Origin of the sequence: Gleimia hominis, from assembly GCF_002871945.2 — a bacterium.
In the GTDB taxonomy this organism is placed as follows: domain Bacteria; phylum Actinomycetota; class Actinomycetes; order Actinomycetales; family Actinomycetaceae; genus Gleimia; species Gleimia hominis_A.
Map to the genome: position 1 here is coordinate 1,222,865 of NZ_CP126963.1, position 21,026 is coordinate 1,243,890.

Annotated in this window: 15 protein-coding genes; 2 read left to right on the forward strand and 13 right to left on the reverse strand. The window is 58.2% G+C overall.

Annotated features, from left to right (window positions below; genetic code table 11):
- The first annotated feature begins 351 nt into the window (after window positions 1–351).
- The gene (locus CJ187_RS05425; RefSeq protein WP_102216625.1) at window positions 352–1,848 is read left to right on the forward strand and encodes a DUF1846 domain-containing protein; all 1,497 of its coding nucleotides are present in this window, start codon (window positions 352–354) and stop codon (window positions 1,846–1,848) included.
- Here CJ187_RS05425 and CJ187_RS05430 read toward each other — a convergent pair.
- The 5 genes from CJ187_RS05430 to CJ187_RS05450 form a co-directional block, all read right to left on the reverse strand.
- Window positions 1,804–3,615 (reverse strand): ABC transporter ATP-binding protein, encoded by a 1,812-nt coding sequence (locus tag CJ187_RS05430; protein WP_102216626.1) that lies wholly within the window; start codon window positions 3,613–3,615, stop codon window positions 1,804–1,806. The two genes, CJ187_RS05425 and CJ187_RS05430, sit on opposite strands and share 45 nt — an antisense overlap.
- Window positions 3,612–5,420, reverse strand: a complete 1,809-nt coding sequence (locus CJ187_RS05435; RefSeq protein WP_102216627.1) for an ATP-binding cassette domain-containing protein — start codon at window positions 5,418–5,420, stop codon at window positions 3,612–3,614. Before CJ187_RS05435 ends, CJ187_RS05430 begins: the two co-directional genes overlap by 4 nt.
- Window positions 5,421–5,618: 198 nt before the next feature.
- Window positions 5,619–6,431 carry a carbohydrate ABC transporter permease gene (locus CJ187_RS05440; protein ID WP_233187391.1) on the reverse strand — a complete coding sequence of 271 codons (813 nt, stop codon included), beginning with the start codon at window positions 6,429–6,431 and terminating at the stop codon, window positions 5,619–5,621.
- 62 nt (window positions 6,432–6,493) lie between these two features.
- The gene (locus CJ187_RS05445) at window positions 6,494–7,456 is read right to left on the reverse strand and encodes a carbohydrate ABC transporter permease (RefSeq protein ID WP_102216629.1); all 963 of its coding nucleotides are present in this window, start codon (window positions 7,454–7,456) and stop codon (window positions 6,494–6,496) included.
- Between the two features lie 227 nt (window positions 7,457–7,683).
- A complete protein-coding gene (locus CJ187_RS05450) occupies window positions 7,684–8,997 on the reverse strand; it encodes an ABC transporter substrate-binding protein (protein WP_102216630.1) in 1,314 nt (437 codons plus the stop codon).
- 249 nt (window positions 8,998–9,246) lie between these two features.
- On the opposite strand from CJ187_RS05450, the gene CJ187_RS05455 reads away from it, so the two are divergent.
- Window positions 9,247–12,420 (forward strand): glycoside hydrolase family 2 TIM barrel-domain containing protein, encoded by a 3,174-nt coding sequence (locus CJ187_RS05455; RefSeq protein ID WP_102216631.1) that lies wholly within the window; start codon window positions 9,247–9,249, stop codon window positions 12,418–12,420.
- A 25-nt stretch (window positions 12,421–12,445) separates the two neighbouring features.
- Here the strand turns inward: CJ187_RS05455 and CJ187_RS05460 are convergent, their stop codons facing one another.
- The 8 genes from CJ187_RS05460 to CJ187_RS05495 all read right to left on the reverse strand — a co-directional run bounded on the left by CJ187_RS05460 (window position 12,446) and on the right by CJ187_RS05495 (window position 21,011).
- A complete protein-coding gene (locus CJ187_RS05460) occupies window positions 12,446–13,276 on the reverse strand; it encodes an energy-coupling factor transporter transmembrane component T family protein (RefSeq protein WP_102216632.1) in 831 nt (276 codons plus the stop codon).
- Complete coding sequence (locus tag CJ187_RS05465) at window positions 13,273–15,024, reverse strand: ABC transporter ATP-binding protein (RefSeq protein ID WP_102216633.1); 1,752 nt, start codon at window positions 15,022–15,024, stop codon at window positions 13,273–13,275. The genes CJ187_RS05460 and CJ187_RS05465 overlap by 4 nt, the downstream gene beginning before the upstream one ends.
- Before the next feature lie 39 nt (window positions 15,025–15,063).
- On the reverse strand, window positions 15,064–15,615 hold the full coding sequence (locus CJ187_RS05470) for an ECF-type riboflavin transporter substrate-binding protein (protein WP_102216634.1): 552 nt from the start codon (window positions 15,613–15,615) through the stop codon (window positions 15,064–15,066).
- 54 nt (window positions 15,616–15,669) lie between these two features.
- On the reverse strand, window positions 15,670–16,509 hold the full coding sequence (locus tag CJ187_RS05475) for an SAM hydrolase/SAM-dependent halogenase family protein (RefSeq protein WP_102216635.1): 840 nt from the start codon (window positions 16,507–16,509) through the stop codon (window positions 15,670–15,672).
- 104 nt (window positions 16,510–16,613) lie between these two features.
- Window positions 16,614–17,975 (reverse strand): peptidase U32 family protein, encoded by a 1,362-nt coding sequence (locus CJ187_RS05480; protein ID WP_102216636.1) that lies wholly within the window; start codon window positions 17,973–17,975, stop codon window positions 16,614–16,616.
- Window positions 17,972–18,838 carry a heme ABC transporter ATP-binding protein gene (locus CJ187_RS05485; RefSeq protein WP_284667124.1) on the reverse strand — a complete coding sequence of 289 codons (867 nt, stop codon included), beginning with the start codon at window positions 18,836–18,838 and terminating at the stop codon, window positions 17,972–17,974. The genes CJ187_RS05480 and CJ187_RS05485 overlap by 4 nt, the downstream gene beginning before the upstream one ends.
- A gap of 38 nt (window positions 18,839–18,876) precedes the next feature.
- Window positions 18,877–19,917: a FecCD family ABC transporter permease gene (locus tag CJ187_RS05490; RefSeq protein ID WP_102216637.1), complete on the reverse strand. Its 1,041-nt coding sequence runs from the start codon at window positions 19,915–19,917 to the stop codon at window positions 18,877–18,879.
- Between the two features lie 5 nt (window positions 19,918–19,922).
- Window positions 19,923–21,011 (reverse strand): heme/hemin ABC transporter substrate-binding protein, encoded by a 1,089-nt coding sequence (locus CJ187_RS05495; RefSeq protein ID WP_102216638.1) that lies wholly within the window; start codon window positions 21,009–21,011, stop codon window positions 19,923–19,925.
- Between the last annotated feature and the right edge of the window lie 15 nt (window positions 21,012–21,026).

A 21,026-nucleotide genomic window follows, 5' to 3' on the forward strand; every position in this document is an offset into this window, starting at 1 on the left:
GTAACACATTGATTTTTCGGGGTTGTTTGAGAGGGATTAGCGCAGTTGCTCCACAGGTTTAGCAGGGTTTGCTCCACAGGTTTAGCAGGGTTTACCCCACAGCCTTTACAGGTTTTATTCCGCGGCTTTTATGCGGGCATTTTAGAGGGGTTTCGAGCCTCAAGAGCAGGTCGAAGCCGGAAGTGAATGCCACAACTAAGCGTTATAAGCCGCAACTAAGCGTTATAAACTTGAGGCGCGCAAGCAATACACTAAGTGCGCGCAGGCATCAGGTACGGTTTCACTTAGAAGCGCACACACCTATTGGCACGGCGTGCACGATTCATTCCAGAGCAGTCACGGGAGTTAGGCATGACAGTTAGTCAGACCGGGTTTGACCGCGAGCGTTACATCGCTTTGCAGTCTGAGCATATTGAGCAGCGACGCCACGACCTCGGGGGCAAACTGTATTTGGAAATGGGGGGCAAGCTGTTCGATGACCTGCACGCGTCGCGGGTGCTGCCCGGTTTCACGCCCGACAATAAGATCGTCATGCTGGAACGAATCAAAGATGAAGTGGAAATCCTGGTCGCAGTTAATGCACACGACCTAGAGCGCGAGAAGGTGCGTGCGGACTTCGGGATTTCTTACGAGGATGACGTGCTCAGGCTCATTGACGCGTTCCGCGAACGCGGGTTCCTCGCAAAAACGGTGGTGATCACCCGGATGAGTGAACGTTCGCAAAAGGCCCAAGAGTTCAAACACCGCCTAGAAAACCTGGGGTTAACGGTAAAAATCCACCGGACAATTCCCGGCTACCCGGCGGATACCGACCTGATCGTATCCGAGCAAGGGTTTGGGCAAAACGAGTACGTGCAAACAGAACGCAACCTAGTGGTGGTGACCGCCCCGGGGCCTGGGTCAGGTAAGCTCGCGACCTGCCTATCGCAGATTTACCACGACCACATCCGCGGAATCACGTCCTCATACGCAAAATTTGAAACTTTCCCCATCTGGAACCTGCCACTGGACCACCCGGTGAACCTGGCGTACGAAACCGCAACTGCTGACCTGAACGACGTCAACCTAATAGACCCCTTCCACTTAAGTGCCTACGGCAAACAGGCAGTTAACTACAACCGGGATGTGGAAGTATTCCCATTGCTCGCCGCCCTACTGGAACGCTTAAACGGAAAATGCCCCTACGCCTCCCCAACGGACATGGGCGTGAACATGGTCGGCATGTGCATCAGTGACGACGCGGTGTGCCGTGACGCCGCAAAACAAGAGGCGGTACGCCGCTACTACAAAGCACTGGTGGCGGAAAAGGTGAACGGACGCGACCCGGTTGAGTCCACGCGCATCCGCACCACCATGGCGAAAATGGGGGTGCAGAAGCAATACCGCAAAGTCGTTGAACCCGCCCTGACTCGCGCACAGCAAACCGACGGGCCCGCTTCGGCCATTGAACTGAAAGACGGAGCGATTATTACGGGTAAAACCTCCGCGCTGCTGGGCTGCTCGGCGGCAATGCTGCTGAACGCACTGAAGTATTTAGCGGGCATTGACGACGAAGTACGCCTGCTGTCCCCCGAAGCGATCGAACCTATCCAGACTCTTAAAGTTACGCACCTGGGCTCACGCAACCCGCGTTTGCACACCGATGAGGTACTAATCGCCCTCTCTACCTCTGCCGCGCGGGACGAGAATGCCCGCAAAGCACTCGATCAGATTCACGCGCTGCGGGGCTGCGACGTGCACACCACGACCATTTTAGGCAGTGTGGATGAGGGGATCTTCCGAAACCTCGGGGTACTGGTGACGTCAGAACCGGATTTTGCTCGCAAGAGCCTGTACCGCAAACGCTGAATCCCCCGCCTGTTCATCCAGGTTCTTTAACACTGCCTGAGGACTGCCGTGCGCGACGACCCGGCCGCGGTCCAACACCACCACCTGATCCACGCGGGTGAGGTGGTCGAGCTGGTGAGTGATCTCAACGATCGTGACCCCCGGGTGGCGTTCCAGCAGTTTCCGCCGCACGCGCGCAGCCAACGCGGGGTCCAGGTGAGCGGTGAACTCATCGAGGAACAAGACCTTGGAATTGCGCAACAACGCCTGCGCCAGCGACACGCGTTGCCGCTGCCCACCGGACAGAGACTGGCCGCGCTCACCCACCGAGGTTTCTAAACCGTTAGGCAGAGCCCGGACCTCATCGGCAATACAGGCATCCGAAAGCGCCTGCCACAACTCCTCGTCAGACGCATGCGGATTCGCTAACCGCAAGTTGTAGGCAATAGAGTGGTTGAAAAGTCGAATATCAGACGTTACTAACGCAATCGTGCCACGCAGATCATCCACCGGCACATCCCGCACATCGACCCCACCCAAGCGGATCTGCCCCGCTTGCGGATCAAAATACCGCAGCGCTAAGCGGGCCAACGTAGACTTACCTGACCCAGTTGCCCCAATTATCGCGGTCCACTCCCGCGCACTTGCCCGCAAGCTAACCTCGCGAATCGTCGCGGCTTCCATACCGGTTTTCGTTGCATCTGAACCGGTTTGCGCCTGAGGGTAGGCGAAAGTGACATCGTCGAAGCGTAGGTCAAGTGGCCCGGTGGGCAGTTCGTCTTCCCCGTCTTCTAGCTCCATGGTGCGCGACCGGAGGGCAAAAACGCGGCTGGCGCTCGCGAGTGCCGAGTTGAGTTCCACGGACAGTGCAGACACGTCATCGATCACTCCCCAGGCTCGCAGCACCGCAAACGTAAGCACCAGTAGGTTCTCTAGCGGCATTTGCCCGGTGAGTACGTATCCGGAGCCCACCGCTAGTAGCAGCACAGGCGCCCCGAACCTCAGGCATAAACTGAGGGCTTTACGGATGCCTTCCCACGCTCCCGCGCGCGTCATGAGTGGCAGCATGCGCGCGGTAATTGCTTGCAGTTCTTGCTCGCGCGCTGCTTCGCGTCCGTAACCGGCCACTTCGCGGGCCCCGTTGATGGAATCCGTGAGGAAGGTGGTGGCGTGCGCGCGGGTGCGCAGCATCTTGCCGGTGAGTTCGTAGCTTCGTTTGTTGCCTAGCATCGGTACCACTAGCGCTGCTACCACCAGGATGACGACAACAAGAACGGTTACGACCAGTGGATTCACCAAAGCACTAACAATGACGATCAGCAGTGGAATCAAAACCGCGGTGATTGTGGGCGCAATTGTGTGGGCAAAAAACACTTCGATGTGGTCAATGTCGCGCGTGAGTCGGCTCAGCAGCTGCCCGGAATGGGAGGCGTACATGATGGCTGGTGCCTGCGGGTAGAGCCGTTCGAACGCGTCCGCGCGCAGCAGTTCTAGTGCTTTGAAAGCCACGTAGTGCCCGAGGAACTGCTCCAGGTACCGCAGCAACGCTTTCGCCACCGAGAGCGCCACCATTATGCCGCCCAGTTTCCACAAGTAGGTGCTGCTACCACCCGGGTTTTTCGCGAGGGTGAACACCGCGTGCACCGGGAGAGCGAATAGGGCGAGTGCGCAAACTTGGTCAAAAAAACGCGCTAGCGTAGACCCCCAAAGGGGTGATAGTACGGGGCGAGTTACCGCCAGGAGCCAGCGTGCGATCTGGCGGCGGGACGCGGGTTGCGTTTGGCTCATTTTCCAGCTCCTCGGCTTGCTGCGACGCGGCTTTTTTCGACCCGCCCATTTTCAACTTGGTAGATGCAATCCATGATTTCTAGGGTTTGAGGCCGGTGCGTCGCCATGATGATCGTGTACTCACCGGTTAGCGCCTGGATCGCTTCTAAGAGTTTGCGTTCCGATTCCAAATCCACTTGGGAGGTGGGTTCATCCAGCAGTATTAGTGGGCATTCGGACACGATTGCGCGCGCGAGTGATAGGCGTTGCGCTTGCCCTGAGGACAGCCCTAGCCCACCTTCACCCAGGCGAATATCCAGGACCGTATCCGCCTCCGTGCGCGCCGCGAGTTCGCCTGTGAGCCCCACGGTTTCCAGAGCGCTCAGCATCTGGTTTGTTGTTGCCTGAGGGTTAGCGAGCTTTAGGTTGTAGCCGATGGTGCCAGTGAAAAGCCAGGTGACTTGATCTACGTATGCCGCGCGAATTCCGCTGTTAGCACCGTTGGCGGACGCGGTTGCGTGCTGCACTGCCACGCGACCGGATTGTGGCGTGACTTCGTTTGCAATCAAACGCAGCACAGTGGTTTTCCCACCGCCGGACGGCCCCACGAACGCGACCCGCTGCCCCGTTTCGATAGTGACACTTACATCACTAACTCCGCTGTCTCGACCCGGGTACGTGTAAGAAACGTGGTCGAGCACAACCGCAGGAGCCGCCGCATCTGCGCTTGGGTCGCCTGGGTTGTGAAAGCGGCCAGCACCACGCACCATGTTTGCGTCCCGGTCGTCGTCCGCGTTTTTGTCTGAAATTGCTTTATCTGCAGCTTGCCGCTCGTACAGGTTTTGCCGCTCGTACAGGTATCGTCCAATCGCTTTTTGCGCTGCCATGCCGGCCATGCCGATGTAAAAGAACGCGCCGACGTGGTCGATGGGTTCCAGCAGCAGCATCGCAAGCCCGAGCATGGTTACGCCTTGCCCCAAACTGATGGTCCCGTGGGTTAGCTGCACCGCCGCCAGCATGGTTGCCATCGTGACGATTGACAGGGAAAAAGCGATATCGACCACGAAAATCAGAACCTGGTTCCCCCGCAGCAACCGCATGGTAGACCGACGATTGTTCTCCCCAACGCGTTTTAGATACTTTGCTACGCGCTCTGCCGCCCCCAGTAGCCTGAGGGTAACGAGCCCGGCAATGGCATCTAAATACTCGGCTGCTAATGTGCCGCGGGCCCGGCGGGAGCGGTGCGAAGTTTTAGAGAAGAACTTTTCGAACCCAACTACTGCGAGCGGGACGAGGGGCACGAACACGGCCATTACGATTCCCGATAGTGGGGAAACAGCTACCCCCATGGCGACTAACACTAGTACTGGCGCGGTGAAGGAAGCGATGATTTCCGGTAGGAACCCCTGGCGGTAAGCCATGAGTTTTTCTGCTGACTGGGTGGCTAAACTAACCACTCGACCCGCCTGCTGGTCGCACCCACCGCGCGCGTGCGCAAAAGTGGCCGTTTGGATGCGTGCCTGCACTCGCGCCTCCTCAACGGTTTGGCTCCGGTGCAGCACAATCTGTTTACAAATATTTGCAACTCCGATGCAGGCAACCGCCAGGCCCGCGAACCCCCATGTGAAACCCGTTATCGCGGTAGCGCTGTGCAGCGCATCCACGCCTTTCCCCACGCAGACCAGAACCACGCAGGTGGCGGCGGTACTGACCCAAGTTAGCGCGATGACCAACCTGTTAGCCCGGCGGGCCCCCTCGGTTATGAGGAGCTTTTTGCTCTGTTTGGCAGCTCGGTTCTGAGCTTTAACCATGGATATTACGCCCATGATCCCCTTACCTGTGTACAACAAACGGCACGATAACTAAGGGTAGCCTAACTCGAGCCCGAGTTAAGTGTCAATGTGTCAGCAAGCCGCCGCTGGGCCGGCAACCACCCCCTCCCCAACACCCCGGTGCACCACTACACAGACACCAGTGCCCCACCGGTCAGCCGTCGGCCGAACCATAACCGAGTAGCCCGCGACTTAACCTTTCACAGAGCCGCTCATTAGCCCACCGACGAAGTATTTGCCCAGCGCGATGTAGACGATCAGCGTGGGGAGCGACACGATTAACGCACCCGCCATTGACGCCCCGTACTCCGTCATTATCGCCCCGTTAGCGAGGTTGTTGAGCGCAAGCGTCACTGGGCCGCGTTGCGTTCCCCCACCGAAGAACAAGGCGAACAGGAAGTCGTTCCACGCGGCAGTGAACTGCCAGATCAACACCACCACAAACGAAGGCAGGGAAATAGGCAATACAACCGACCAGTAGGTACGCAGCATGCCCGCACCGTCTACCCGCGCAGCCTCAATCAGTTCGCTGGGCACGGACTCGTAGTAGTTACGGAAAATCAGCGTGGTGATTGGAATGCCGTAGACCACGTGGCACAGAATCAGGGCGGGAATCCCCTGCGGCACCTCCATCGCCAAAAGCATTTTCAGCAGCGGGATCATGAGCGCCTGGTAGGGCACGAACATGCCGAACAGGATCAGAGTAAACACCACGTTTGCGCCAGGGAACCGCCAGCGCGAAAGCACGAATCCGTTCATGGATCCCAGCATTGCGGAAATAATTGATGAGGGAATCACCAGTGCGAATGTGCGCGCAAGCGCGGGCGCTAGAGCGTGCCAGGCTTTCGCCCAGTTACCAAAATTCCACTGTTGCGGCAGCATCCACGTGCGCGATGGGTCCGCATCCCCTGCCCCTTTGAACGAGGTGACGAACAGGACATACACGGGGATCAGCACGAGTGCTAAAGACACGATGAGGGCCAGGTAGCGAAAGGCCTTCCCCACGTTTACCCGGTGGTTCTCACCGGCTGCTTTTACCGTAGGGCCCTGTTTTAGAGTTACAGTGCTCACCGGTCACTCCTTGCATCGTGAATCAGGTAGGGAATAATCGCGAGCGCCACCAGGATCAGCAGCACCGCACCAACGGCGGCAGACATGGAGTAGTCACCGTCCGTCATGTAGTTAAACATGTCGATTGCCGGCACTTTGGTTGAGAACGTGCGCTGGTCGGTTATGGACATGATCAGGTCGAATGATTTTAGCGACATGTGTCCGATAATGATCACTGCCGAAAGCGCCACGGGCGCCAGTTGCGGGAAAATGATCTGCTTGTAAATCTGCCACTCGGACGCACCGTCCACGCGCGCGGCCTCACGCAAATCATCTGGAATGCCCCTAAATCCAGCTAGGAATAAGGCCATTACGTAACCCGATAGCTGCCAGATCGCGGGGATTGCGATCGCTAGAATCCCAAAGGAAATGTTCGCGGTCCACTGGTTTTGTAAGAAATCAAGCCCCAGTATTTGGAACAGGCGGTTAAGCCCTGAGGCCTGCTCGCCCTGCCCGGAGTTCAGTAACCACTTCCACACCACGCCAGAAGCGATGAAGGACACAGCCATGGGGAACAAGAAGATGGAGCGGAAAATGCCCTCGCCTTTAATCGGTTTTTCTAAGATCCACGCCCACAGGAAACCGAGAATCAGCGTGCCCGCCAGGAACGCGACGGTTAACAGCACGAGGTTCTTCAGGGAGTGGCGGAAGTCCGCATCTGCGAACAGCTCTTTGTAGTTTTCAAAACCGATGAAAGAACTGGCTTTCGCTCCCGTGGACTGCGCTACGGTGTGCGCATCGATCATGGACATGTAGAAGTTGTGTCCAATCAACCCGTAGACGAAGAAACCCACCAGCAGTATCGACGGGAGGATCAGCAGGATGGGTGGGCCAAACTTGCGGATCCACTGCGAAAATGTGATGCGGTGGCGAGCGCGCGGACGCGTCTTGGTTGCCTTGGTCTTAGCTGTATGTGTCATACGTTTTTCCTTGAGTCACCCGTTTTATCGGGCTAATAAGTGGGCCTAGTTTGCAGACCCGCTCGTGAATACTGAGTTCGGGCGGTGCCATTTGTTGCGGGTGGGGTGAGTGCCGCACCGGCCCCACCCCACCTCAACTTGATTCCGGTTCGTTAACCTGAACCTGGTTCGCTAGCGCGAATCCGACTCGCTAACTCGACCCGGTTCGTAAGCGAAAACCCGGTTCGTTATTTACCTACGGAATCTGTGGCTTTCACGAGCGCCTGCTGGAACGCATCCAAATCCGATCCGCCTTCGACGAACTTGGAGACCGCGTCGTTAATGTCGTTAGAGACCTTAACGGGCAGGGCTGCGCCGTGTGCGATGGACGACACGATCGTGTCTTTACCAAACGATTCCATCGCGTTTTGCTGGTACTCAGAGAACTTACCTTTCTCCTCATCCGTCAGGTCTGCGCGCGCCGGAATGGAACCTTTAACGGTGCTGAACGCGATCTGCCCGTCCTTTGAGGAAATCGTGGTTAACCACGCTTTAGTCCCACCGGGGTGTTTCGCACCCTTGGGAAGCGTGAAGGAGTCCGCGAGGAAGTCAAACACCCCATCAGTGCCGGGCACGGGGAAGTAAACGTAGTCTTCACCAGCTTTCTTCTTCTGCGTGTCGAACGAGGCCACCGCCCAGTCACCCATCACGTGGTACGCCGCCTTACCGTCTACCACCGGTTGCATGGCCGGCTCCCAGTCCTCAGAAATCAAAGACTTGTCGGTAAAAGATATGATCTTCTCAAAGTGCGCCAGAGCCTTCTTTACCCCGTCTGAATCCCACTTGGTTTTACCATCAAACAAGCCGTTGTATTCTTCCGGCCCGAGGTCTGCGATAAGGATTGTTTCTAGCAGCTCCGTTTGGGTCCATGCCATCCCCACGGTGATTGGGGTTTTGCCAGCGGCTTTGATTTTCTCCATGTCGGCAATCCACGCGTCAATATCCTTCGGTGGGGTCTTCGCGTCCACACCAGCTTCTTCCAAGACCTTCGGGTTTGCCCACACCACGTTCGCGCGGTGCACGTTAGATGGAACTGAGTACAGCTTCCCATCAACCTTGAGCTGGTCAATAAGGGTTTCTGGGAACGCGTCTTTGAGGCCCAGCTCGTCGTAAAGCCCCGTTAGGTCCTCAATCTGATCCGCATCAATGTAGTCCGACAGTTCCGCACCCGCGTGGGCTTGGAACGTGTCTGGGGGACTACCTGCCGCGAGGTCCGCCGCGAGCTTTTGTTTCGCTTGGCTCCCACCGCCACCGGCGATGGCTGCGTTCACGAACTTGGTTTTAGGGTTCTGCTCTTCGAACACCTTCGTCAGGGCCTCAAGCCCTAACTTCTCGGAACCGGCTTCCCACCAGGTAGCTACCGCAACCTCGGAAGCGTCCCCTTCCCAAGGTTTCTTGTTGTCGGATGCTCCGGAGTCAGAGCCGCCACCTGAGCCGGATCCACAAGCGGCTAGGAGCAATGATGATGCCCCCAGTATGGCCAGTAGTCGCGTTTTACGCATTCTGTTTACCTCTTTGTAACTGACATTATTTGGGTTGTACGAACCGCCTGGGGTTACCCACGCACAAGTCTCTGCGCGTGGACGCGTTCAAAAACGGTTCCGGAACGTTGCTTAACAAGGCGCTTTCTTCGCAGCCGTCATCGCCCGGTTCGGCGCTTGCCAAGCATTAACCTGAGTTGATTATGTCATCTTTCGCTGCGTTTTTTGATGCTCTCGAGGTCCTAATTGCGTCAATGTTAAAGTGATCAGGTGAGTACTTTTGAATGCAACGCTGCAGATCAACGGTTTGACGACGCCCTCTTCGCCCCGCAGGGTGGGCGGGTGTGCCCACCGCGGTCGTATCCGCCCGCACACGCGAGCCAATCCCTCAACGGGGTGTGGAACTTTAAGCTTCACAAAACGGATCCCACGCCAACTAACTTCGCGGCGGATTCAAAAGTGAGCGTGCCCGCGCCTGAGCAGGCCGCGGACGCCCGCCCAATGCCGGTGCCGGGGCACTGGGTGCTGCCACCCGGCACTTTTGGCACGCCGCAGTACACGAACGTGAACTTCCCGTTCCCCGTGCTGCCGCCCCTACCGCCCGACGAGAATCCAACGGCAGATTACTGGACGACGTTCACCCCCACCGGTTCTTTACCGGGCGACGCCGCGCAAACAGATGAAGAACACCGCGTCCTCCCAGAAGACCAGGGTGGAACGCGGCAGGTGCGGTTGCGTTTCGACGGGGTTGAATCCATGCTGCACGCGTGGCTGAACGGTACCTACTTAGGGTTTTCCACCGGTTCGCGGCTCGCGGTTGAGTTCGACATTTCCGACCTGATCAAGCCCGGTACTAATCTTCTGCAAGTGCGGGTACAGCAGTTTTCCCGCGGTTCTTACCTGGAGGATCAAGACCAGTGGTGGCTACCGGGAATCTTCCGGGACGTGTCGGTGCAGTACGTAGATGCCATTGAGGACGTGTGGGTAAACACCGATTACACCGACGGTCAGGGGCGTATCCGCCTGCGCGTGCGCACGGACGCGAACGACGCTGCTGCGCGCGTGAACGACACGGCACTCGCGGTGTCGTGGCGGCGCGACGGCAAGTGGTTGGATTCCAACTGGGTCAGCATTGGCGCAGTGCAGCCATGGGAAGCGGACCAGCCGGTGCTCTACCCTTGCTTCGTTACGGTCGGTACGCAAACCTGCGAGCTACCGGTCGGGTTCCGCCGCGTGAACATCGACCATGGGGTGTTGAAAGCAAACGGTCACCCGTTGAAACTCGTGGGGGTGAACCGCCACGAAGTGCGTTCCACCGCCGGGCGGGTGTTCGACGAAGCCTTTGCCCGCCGCGACCTGCAAGCTATGAAAGCGCTGGGAATTAACGCTATCCGCACTTCCCACTACCCGCCGCACCCACGGTTTTTAGACCTGTGTGACGAACTGGGTTTTTGGGTGATGCTCGAATGCGACGTGGAAACCCACGGGTTTGAAGGCTCCGACGGGTCGTGGCGGCAAAACCCCTCAGATGACCCGCAGTGGCGCGCCGCGTTCCTAAACCGAATCGAACGCACGTTTGAGCGCGATAAGAACCACCCCTCAATATTCTGCTGGTCCCTGGGTAACGAATCCGGTACCGGCCAGAACCTGCGGGCAATGAGTCAGTGGTTACGCCACCGGGATCCGCACTGCCTCATCCATTATGAAGGTGACTACGGGCTGCGGTACTCGGACTTTTATTCGCGTATGTACGCGACTGTGGAAGAGGTGGAGGCGGCTTTGGACATCTCCCACGGTGCCCCCATTGCGGTGCCGAACCACCCGGCGGCACGCATAACGGATACGGATGTGCAGCGCGTGCACGCCAGCCCAGTACTTTTGTGCGAATACTTGCATGCCATGGGCACCGGGCCGGGCGGGGCAATCGACTACCGCAAGTTCTTTAACCGCCCCCGGTTCGCCGGTGGGTTCGTGTGGGAGTGGCGCGACCACACGCTACTTGCCGACGGTAAATGGTGTTACGGCGGGGACTTTGACGAGGCGGTTCACGACGGCAACTTTGTGTGCGACGGCCTGGTTGATTTAGAGACGATTCCCGATTCTGGGGCGCTGAACTGGGCGAACCTGTATGCGCCATTTACCCTAGAAGAAACTGATGGGCGCTGGCAGGTGCGTAACAACTGGTGCCGCCGTTCCCTTTCCGAACTGTACATTCGTTGGAATACGCTGCCGGGCACACCGCAGCAAACAGGGAAGGTGCCTTTGCCGGAGGTTGCGGTAGGGCAAACCGTCCCCTTAGATTTCGTGCAAGAACTAGATTTGCCTGAGGGCGCTCGGTTGCGCGTTGCCATAATGGATACGCGCCTGCCGGGGCTAGGCACGTACGCGGGGCCGCAGGTGGAGCCAGTGGCCGGTTACCGGCCCGCGCCAGTGGGGTATTGCGACAGCGACGGAGACCGCACGGTCACGTTCACGCAATCCTCAAGCCGGCCCTCCCCCGTTGATACCGAGCCGGCTGCGACGTCGCCGGGCGGGTTTAGTGTAGATGAACGCGGCCTCCTCAAGCGGGTAGGAAACGTGGAACTACCCGGGTTGAGCCTGGCTGTTTGGCGGGCACCAACGGATAACGACCGGGGACATGGGCCCAGTGACTACTGGGGATTGCGTGAACCGGGCCAGTTGGGCGGCGGGTTGAACCAGGCGGGCCCGTCTAACGCAGACCGCTGGCAGGCAGCGCGGCTGCACCAGATAACCCGCAAGTTCCTGGAGCTCACAAAGGAAGACGACGCAGTGGTGGTGCGCGAATACTGGGCTCCCCCAGCAACCGACTTTGGGGCCTACGCCATGGTCCGTTACGAGCCGGCGCAAAACGGCGTGCGCGTCACCTACCGGTTCAACCCCGTTGGCCCGTGGCCCGCAGCGATCAGCCGGCTGGGCGTTTACACCTGGCTGCCGGACACCGACTGGCAGGTGCGGTGGCAGGGCGCCGGGCCGGGCGTTAACTACCCCGACCTTGCGCACGCAAACTGGCAGGGCGTATTCACCGCGCCGGTGAGCCAGATGGTGGAGCGACACGTCAGACCTCAAGAAGCGGGCAATAGGGGGCCATTTACGTGGCTGAAGTTAACCCGCTCACGAGGAGCGAACGCGGCCGATACCACTGCGGGTGGTGAGGCGGTTGCTTCAACCAGCCAGAATGCGGGGCTAGCGGTTAGGGCGCAAGACATGTCGTTTTCCGTGTCGCCGCACTCTGCGCGCACGCTCGATGAGTGTACGCACTGGGACCAGCTCCCCCAGTCGGAGCGGACATACTTGTGGATCGACGCGGCCCAGCATGGGATTGGCACGCGTTCTTGCGGCCCGGATACGCGCCCGCAGTACGCCCTGCGGCCCGTCGCAACGGAGTTCAGTTTCACGCTCAGCGCGCTCAGCACAGTCGAATAAGCTCCGGCCGGGCGGGCTTTGGCTACTAAATGAATGGGTTCCAGAACCGCCCGTGGTTTACGAACCACAGGGCGATCGTGCCGGCCAGCAGCAGCGCGGAGAAGCCGATTAGCAGCCAATCGGGGAATCGCAGTTGCCTGCGGGCATACCAGGTACGGCGCTTTTCCCGGCCGAATCCGCGCAGTTCCATCGCGGACGCAACGGATTCAATGCGGTCTAGGGAACTGAGCAGTAGAGGCATGAGGATTGACACGAGGTTGCGCACGCGCTTCCTCAAAGGCGCGTCAGAGGACGTGTCCATGCCGCGGGCCTGCTGTGCTTTAGAAATGGTGTTGAAGTCTCTTTGCACGTCGGGAATATAGCGCATCGATAAGGACACGGCGTATGCAAACCGGTACGGCACGCCAACGGAGTTCAAGGACGACGCGAACTCGGGTGGCCGGGTGGTGGTGATGAACAGCAGCACGCTGGGCAGCACCGCGAAGTACTTCAGGGCTACCGCTGCTTCGTAAAAGATCTGCTCCCACGTGAGCGACCACCGTCCGGGCCCATCCCAAATCGCGTGGCGCGTGCCGAACAGTTCCACCCCATACTCTGGGGCGAACACGTAGATCAGCACGATGTTCAGCAGCATGAACCCAGTGATAATGCCAAGCACCAGCTTTAGGTCCGCTAGTTTTATGCGCGACAGCGCCCACGCCACTAAGTTGATAGCGGCTAGGGTGGCGAGCAGGCGAACGTCGAAAGTGATCATCGCAGCCACCACCAGGGCCGCCACGAAAACTAGTTTGGATGTCCCGGCTAAGCGGTGCAGCAGCCCCGGCCGGTTCACGTATCCCAGGATTGGTGTGCTCACGCGTGCACCCCCCGTTTCTGCCGGTCCACTTCGATGAATCGCCGCACCAGTTGCGATGGATCCGCAACCGCGCAGGTTTTCGCTAGTTCGTACAGGCCCGTAGTCACCAGGTCCGCTCGCTTGGTGATGTTTTCGTCGGTTAATACTTTTGAGGGGTGGTCGTCGGCAATGATCGCGCCGTCACTCACCACGAGTACCCGGTCGGTGTACTCCACCGCGAGGTGCATGTCGTGGGTAATGAGGATAACCGTGGTTCCCTGCTGGTTCACGCGAGCGAGGAAGTCCATAAACTCGGTGTAGTGCGCGAAGTCTTGTCCGGCGGTGGGTTCGTCAAGGATCAGCACGGAGGGTTCCATCGCGAGAATCGCGGCGATGGTGACGCGTTTTTTCTGCCCGTGGCTCAGCGCCGAGATTGGCCAGGACCGGTACGGCCACAAACCACACGTCTTGAGGGCGTTTTCGACTCGCCGGTGCGCGTCACTACCGGTGATCCCTCGGGCTTTTAATCCCAGTTGCACTTCGTCGCGAATCATGGGGCACGACAGCATCTGCCCGGGTTCTTGCAAGACGAAGCCCACGTGTTGCCCGCGTTTTGTAAGCGACCAGTTGGACGCGTCCTCACCATTAATCGAAACGGTCCCCCCGGCGAGGGGAATGAATCCGCACACGACGCGGGCGAGCGTGGATTTACCCGCCCCGTTTGAACCCACAATCCCCACCATCGCCCCGTGGGGAATGTCGACGGAAACGTCTTCCAAAGCTACTACGTCAGCCTGCTCCCCACTGCGTTCGTAAGTAGCGTGCACCTGCTTCAAGCGCAGCGCCGGAGTTTGCGTCGCAGCAGTTTCACAGCGAGTTTGGTTGCCATCGTTTACCCACTGTCGCACCGCTTGTTTTTGCGTTTTAGTGAGGTTCATGCGGCGCACGTTCGCGGGGTGGGCAGCGGCGTCCACGTCCACCCCCGCGTACCGCAGCGCAGTCACGTGCAAGGGCGGGCGAATCCCATGTTCTTCGAGTAAACCGGATGCCACCAGTTGGTCGGGAGTAGTGTCCGCCACGATCTGCCCATTGTCCATGAGGATCAGGCGGTCCACATCGCGGTGCAGCACGTCTTCAATGCGGTGCTCCACAATAACTATGGTGCGTCCACCTTGGTTGTGTAGGCGGTCGATCAGTTCAATGGTTTGCCGCCCAGACGCTGGGTCCAGCATCGCGAGTGGTTCATCGAACAGGAGGATGTCCACGTCATCCACGAGCACACCGGCCATGGCGACGCGTTGTTTTTGCCCGCCAGATAAATCCTGAGGGGACGCGTCCAGGTACGGTTCCATGTCCACTGTCCGCGCGGCGTGCTGTACGCGCGGGGGCATGTCCGCGTGAGGCACCGCCTGGTTCTCCAGTGAGAACGCGATATCTTCCGCGACCGTCAAGGACACGAACTGGTTTGAGCTGTCTTGCAGTACGGTACCCACGTGGGTTGCTACCTGCACCAGACTTGCCCGGTTCGGGTCCATGCCCGCCACTTGGATCTGGCCCGTGTGTTTACCTTTGTAGTGGTGTGGGATTAGCCCGTTGAGGGCGTGTAGCAGTGTGGATTTACCGCATCCAGATGGGCCGACGATCGCGATTTTTTCGCCCGCGTTAACCCGCAGGTTTATGTCGTTGAGGGTCGGTGTTGACTGTTCGCGGTAGGTGAATGAATAGTTTTCGAGCTCGATTATTGGTTCGTGTGCTCGCTTGGTCGCCATTTATTCCTCTAGCTCGTTAACTTTCGCGCAGCCCCGTGGTTAATCCTCTAGTTTGAGCGATCCGCTCTTGGTGCGGGTGCGGGCGTACACGATGAGGATTAGTGAACCTATCACGCAGGTGGTGATGGAGTTTGACACGAACGCGAGCGCGCCTTGGGTGAATACTTTACTGGCTGGTTCCGAGTAGATGAGGATGTCTCCAAGTGGGGCAACCAGGATCCACGCGAGAGCGTGTGCGATCACTACCGACACGTTGAACCTCACCAGGGTTTTCTTCCCAAGCTCTCCCTCCCGCACTTTGTTGTGCAGCATCGCGGCACCTACAATCAAGCCGAATACTACTGACGCGATCTCCCACGACGCCCAGATTCCGTAGCCGGTGGCGTCTATTAGCACGTGCCCGATAGCGCCGATTGCGAGGCCAGAAACGGGGCCGTAGAGCGTGGCGAACAGTGCCAGCACTGCGTATTGAATGTTGATGGACGTGTTGGGAATTGGGGCGGGGATTATGAGGAACCGGCCGAGTACGAAGAAGATGGCCGCTCCAATCCCGATTGCAACCACCTGGGTGATGGGCGATACCTTATTCATCGGTTTCCTTTCGAGGTTTCATCTGGGGTGTCTTATCTGGGAAATAACTCGCTGTTATTTAACGTGTGTGAGGGAAACGTGCCAGGCGCTACCGGTGTCGATATTGAACGCCCGCGCGTACGAACCGCGGTTGATAGCTGCGGCCATGCGGTCTAGGGAGTTGACGTAGATTAGCGACTCCCCTACTTCTACGGCTGCGAAGCTGGGGGCGTAGATCATTTGGTTCGAGTGCATAACCCGGCCTTGGTGCATTACGCGCAGTTGGAACCGTTCGCCGAACTCGGGGTTGATTTCGTTGAACAAGGTGCGGGGAATCGACGTCCACAAAGACCCGTAGCGCACGTCGAGCGCGTCGATATTACCGTAAACCGTGTCGCCGTCGCGGTAGGGTTTGTCCCACGGTAACCGCACCATGTCCTCGACGTTTAACTCCCGCCCCACCTGCTCGTAGTTGATGATGCCGGCAGCTAGGCGGGCTCCGGTGTAAGCGTATATGTCGCGCCCGTGGAACGTGTACGAGGCTTCGGAGCCTTTGCGGCGGTTACTGTGCTCATCGATTTCGCGTAGTTGCTCTACCCCAAAGATGGCGTCCACGTGCGTGAGGGTACCGTTGTCTGGAGTCACTACGTAGTGACCTGTTTTGGTGCGCGCCACGACGGAGAGGCGATCCGACCCCACTCCCGGGTCAACCACAGACACGAATACGGTGCCTTCTGGCCAATAATCTATGGCTTGAGCGAGCCGGTAAGACCCTTCCCAAATGTCGTACGGGGGAATGTTATGCGTGAGGTCAAAGATCCGTAAATCTGGTTTTGTGTCTATAGCAACGCCGTACATCGCTGCTACAGCTCCGTCGTCTAATCCAAAATCTGATTGTAAAACTAATGAGTGCACGCCTCTAGTATTGCAACTCCAATCTGAATTTAGATTTTGCGTCATCTATTGAGACAGTAATCCCCCATTTGTATAGTTTTCGTCAGTTGGGCACCTGAGGTATGTCACCCTCCGTGGTAGAGGTTAGCCCGCACCCGCACCATCGCCCCTTCCGGGATGGATTGCTTACCCCTGTAGGGCATAGAGAAAACGTGCGCGGGATGGTTGATTTCACTCACTGCGTTCCCCTCGGCATCTTGTAGGCCTGAGGAAGGCACGCGCATAACCACCGGAGCTGTGCCCGGGAAAAGGATTTCAATCTCTTTACCCGGAACTAGTTTGTTCTTTGCGTGTAGGTAAAGACGTTGGGCCTGCGCGTCAAACTTGGTGACGATTCCGGCCAGCAACCACGTATTAATGTAACCTCCCCGTTTCACGTCTTCACTCGCCGGGTTGTCCGGATAGTAAAACCCCGTCGAATAGGTCCGGTGCGTCACTTTGTTGGGTTCCTGGGCGAGCCATTGGGAGAACTTAACCGGAGTCGCTGGGCGCGCTCCTGTTTGTGGTTTGTGCACTTGGTCGTGAAAGGGCTGCAGTTGCTCTCCGCCCTCGGTTTCGAACCCGCGTTGCCACATATATTCGTTCACTGCGGTTTTGTATGCGTTCGTCATTGCCGCAACGTAATAGGCACTTTTCGCGCGGCCTTCAATCTTGAGGGACGTGACCCCGGCATCCAAAATGTCATCCACGTGCTCAATGGTGTTCATGTCATTGGAGTTAAACAGGAACGTCCCCTGGTCTGTGATCTCCACGGGGATGAACTCCCCGGGTTTGCGTTCTTCCACCACGTGGTACTTGTATCGGCAAGACTGGGCGCAGTCCCCGTGGTTGGCGTCCCGCCCCGTGGTGTGCTGGGAGATCAAGCAGCGGCCAGAAAACGCCATGCACATAGAGCCGTGAACGAACGCTTCCACTTCTAAATCCGGTGGGGTGTGTGCCCGCAGTTCCCGGATCGCGTCCAAGCTCAGCTCCCGCGCCAGAACCACGCGGCTGGCACCTAGTTGCGCCAGAGCGTTCGCCGCCTGGTAGTTAGTGACGCCCGCCTGGGTGGAGATGTGAATCTGCGTGTTCGGAGCGACTTCCCGGGCCGCCATGAGCACCCCAATGTCCGTTACGATTAACGCATCCACCCCGATGTCGCCCAGCTGCCCCATGTACTCGTTCATGGACGCGACTTCTGCGGAACTGGGCAGAATATTGCAGGTTACGAACACGCGCCCACCCCGCGCGTGAGCGTATTGCACGGCTTCAGCCACGTCCTCAAGCGTGAAATTCTTAGGGGCACTGCGCATGCCGAACTGTCTGCCACCGAAGTAAACGGCGTCCGCTCCGAAGTCGAACGCGGTTTTTAAAGTCGCTAAATTACCGGCCGGGGCCAGCACTTCTGGGCGGGTACGGCGGTGGATACCGGGGAATCTTTCAGTCACGAACCATAGTGTAGCGAACCGGTACGTGGACGCTCCTTTTTTGGTAGCCGCTGCTTTTTTGGTAAGAACACGAGTTCGCCGCCCGGTAGTTGCTCCACGCGGATCGGCCAACCGTATGCTTCTTCTAAGGCGCGTGCGGTGAGCACGGTTTCGGGGTTCCCGAACGCCACGATTTTCCCGTTTTTCATGAGGGCTATTTTGGTGCAGTATGCCGCGGCAAGCTGAATGTCGTGCATAACCGCGATCACGGTCCGCCCCTCTTCTACCAGGTCGCAGCAGTTCGCCATTAGTCGCTCCTGATGCGCTACGTCCAGCGCGGCGGTGGGTTCGTCCAAGAAAATCAGTTTGGCTCGCTGCGCGAGCACGCGGGCGAACGTGACGCGCGCGGTTTCCCCACCCGACAGTTGTGTCACTTCCCGGTCTTTGAGGTGTTCCACGCCCGCCGTTCTAAGCGCGTCTTGCACTACCGCCCGCACCTCTTCTTTGGTTCCAGCCCACGGCGTGCAGCCCATCTGCACGATGTCTTGCACTAGGAAGGCGAATGGGAACGCGCTGGTTTGCGGCATCACAGCCCGGGTGCGCGCCAGTTCTTTCGGCGCATAGTCGCTCACTTCCCGGCCCCGTAGCAGCACCCGCCCACGTTGCACCGGCAAGTCCCCGCACAGGGTTTTCAGCAGCGTCGTTTTGCCCGTCCCATTGGGGCCCAGCAACCCGATGAGTTCACCCTCATGCGCATAAAAATCCACGCTATCTAGCACCCGGTTAGATCCGTACGAAAACGACACCCTGTTCGCTTCCACGATTTTCACATTACTAACTGCTTCCATGTTTGCAACTGTTTCCATGTCACCAGCTGTTTCCATGTCTACAGGCCTTCCCACGTTGCCAACCGTTTCCACTTCTACAGGCCTTTCACCTTGAGGTTCGTGCGCAAAAGAATGAAGAACGTGGGGCCGCCTACGAGGGCGGTGAACACGCCGATGGGTAGGTCTGCGAACGAAATGAGGTTGCGGGCCGCCAGGTCGGACAGGGAAATGAGGAGCGCCCCACCGAGGATTGATGCGGGCAGGAGCACCCGGTTGATTGGCCCCAAGACTAGCCGCAGCACGTGAGGGACAACCAGCCCGACGAAACTTACCACCCCCACGTACGCAACCGCGGACGCTGTGAGCAGTGCAGTAACGATTATGGCTTGCAATCGCAGGGAACGCACGTTGGTGCCCACGTGGCCGGCGGCAGCTTCGCCTAGTGCTAGTGAGTCCAGTGGTTGCGCTAGTGATAGGGCCCAGACTATGCCTATGGTGCAGGCAACCACCACGGTGCCCACTTGGGTCCAAGATGCACCGTTTAGGGATCCCATTTGCCAGAACACAATTTGGTCACGCGTGGTTGTGGGCGCGATGAAAGTGGCGATCGCGGTAAGTGCGCCGCATACGGCGGTGACGGCGATACCCGTTAGGACCAGGGTGATCACGCGCGTGCCCCCACTACCGCGGGACAGCGTGTAGACGAAGAATGAGGCCAGCAGCCCGGTTATGAAAGCTGCAATCGGCACGGAGTAGCCACCCAGGGCGGTGGGGGCGAACACGATCGCCACTGCAGCTCCCACGGACGCGCCGGAAGACACACCTACAACTCCGGGTTCGGCCAGGGGGTTAGAGAACAGTGCTTGCATCACGGTGCCCGCTACCGCGAGTGCTGCTCCGACGATTATTCCTAGCGCTACGCGGGGGAAACGGATGCTCCACAGGGTGGATTCCACTACTGGGTCCAGGGGCGCGTGGGTGATGTTAAGCGCGTTTGTGATTGCGTGGAGCACTTCTTTGAGGGGCACTGGGTATTGCCCTACCGCGACGTTCAATAGCGTGATCGCGATCAGGGCAACGACCAGTACGATGAAGGTGATGAAGCGTCGTCTTGTTCGGCGCGCAACTTGGTTCATGCGGCTTATTTGACCCCGTAGATTGCTTTCGCGATGTTCAGTAGCACTTCCCCGGATTGCGGGCCGTATGAGAGGGCGATGCCATCTGGAATTGCGACTACGCGTTGGTTTTTACCCGCGGCTGTTTGGGCAACGCCGGGGCGGGCCATGAAGCTTTCCATCCCTCCGGCTGATTCTATGCCGCCCGTCATCGCGAGGATCACTTCGGGGTTTAGTTTCGCAAGCGATTCCGCGTTCGCTGGAACTAGGTCGCGGATCCCATTTTCGCCAGCTAGGTCTTGTAAACCGACCGACTTGAGCAGGCTGGACGACATTGATCCGAGGATGAAGAAGATACCTTGTTTACCCCGCACGTAGAGAAATGCACCTCCGAGGGGTTTTTCTGGCACCCAGGTTTTAATTTTTTCTTCTGCAGCTTTGATCTCCTCGTCCGTACGTTTTGCGAGGGCGTCACCGGCTTCATCTACCCCAAGTGCTTGCGCCACGTGTTTGGTGAGTTCACCGGTTTTTTCGAAACTACGATCACCATCCATGAGCACTACGGACACACCATTTGTGGCGCGCAGCTGGTCTATCGCTTCTGGGGGCCCTACGGAGCGGTCGACGAGAATGAGTGTGGGTTTGAGAGCGAGGATTGCTTCTACGTTTAGTTGGTGTCCGTTTTCGGTTACCGTGGGCAGGTCTTTGAGTTGCTCTTCGGTGGAGCTAACAGTTTTCCCCACTATGTTTTTGCCGTACCCGAGGGCGATGATGGTGCGCGATAAGGTACCGTAAAGATCTAGCGCGAGGATCCGGCTAGTGTCTTCGACAGTCACTTCTTTACCTTCAAAGTCCTTTACGGTTGCGGGAAGTTTTTGTTCATACTTTCCGTCTATGACTTCGGGGTCCTTGAGTTCAGGTACGGTTGTGAGACCTTTGATTGTGCGTGGGTCGGGTAGGTCTGGGGTTTCTGCAGAGGCACTTGCTGACTGTGTGGGGGCTGTTTTCTCTGGTTTGGTGTCTGCGCTCCCGCACGCGGTGAGGATAATGAGTGCGAAGGTGAGGAATGCGGCAATCAGGCCGACGGTGCGGATCTGACTCTTCGTTTTTAGCATTATGCTTCCAATCTG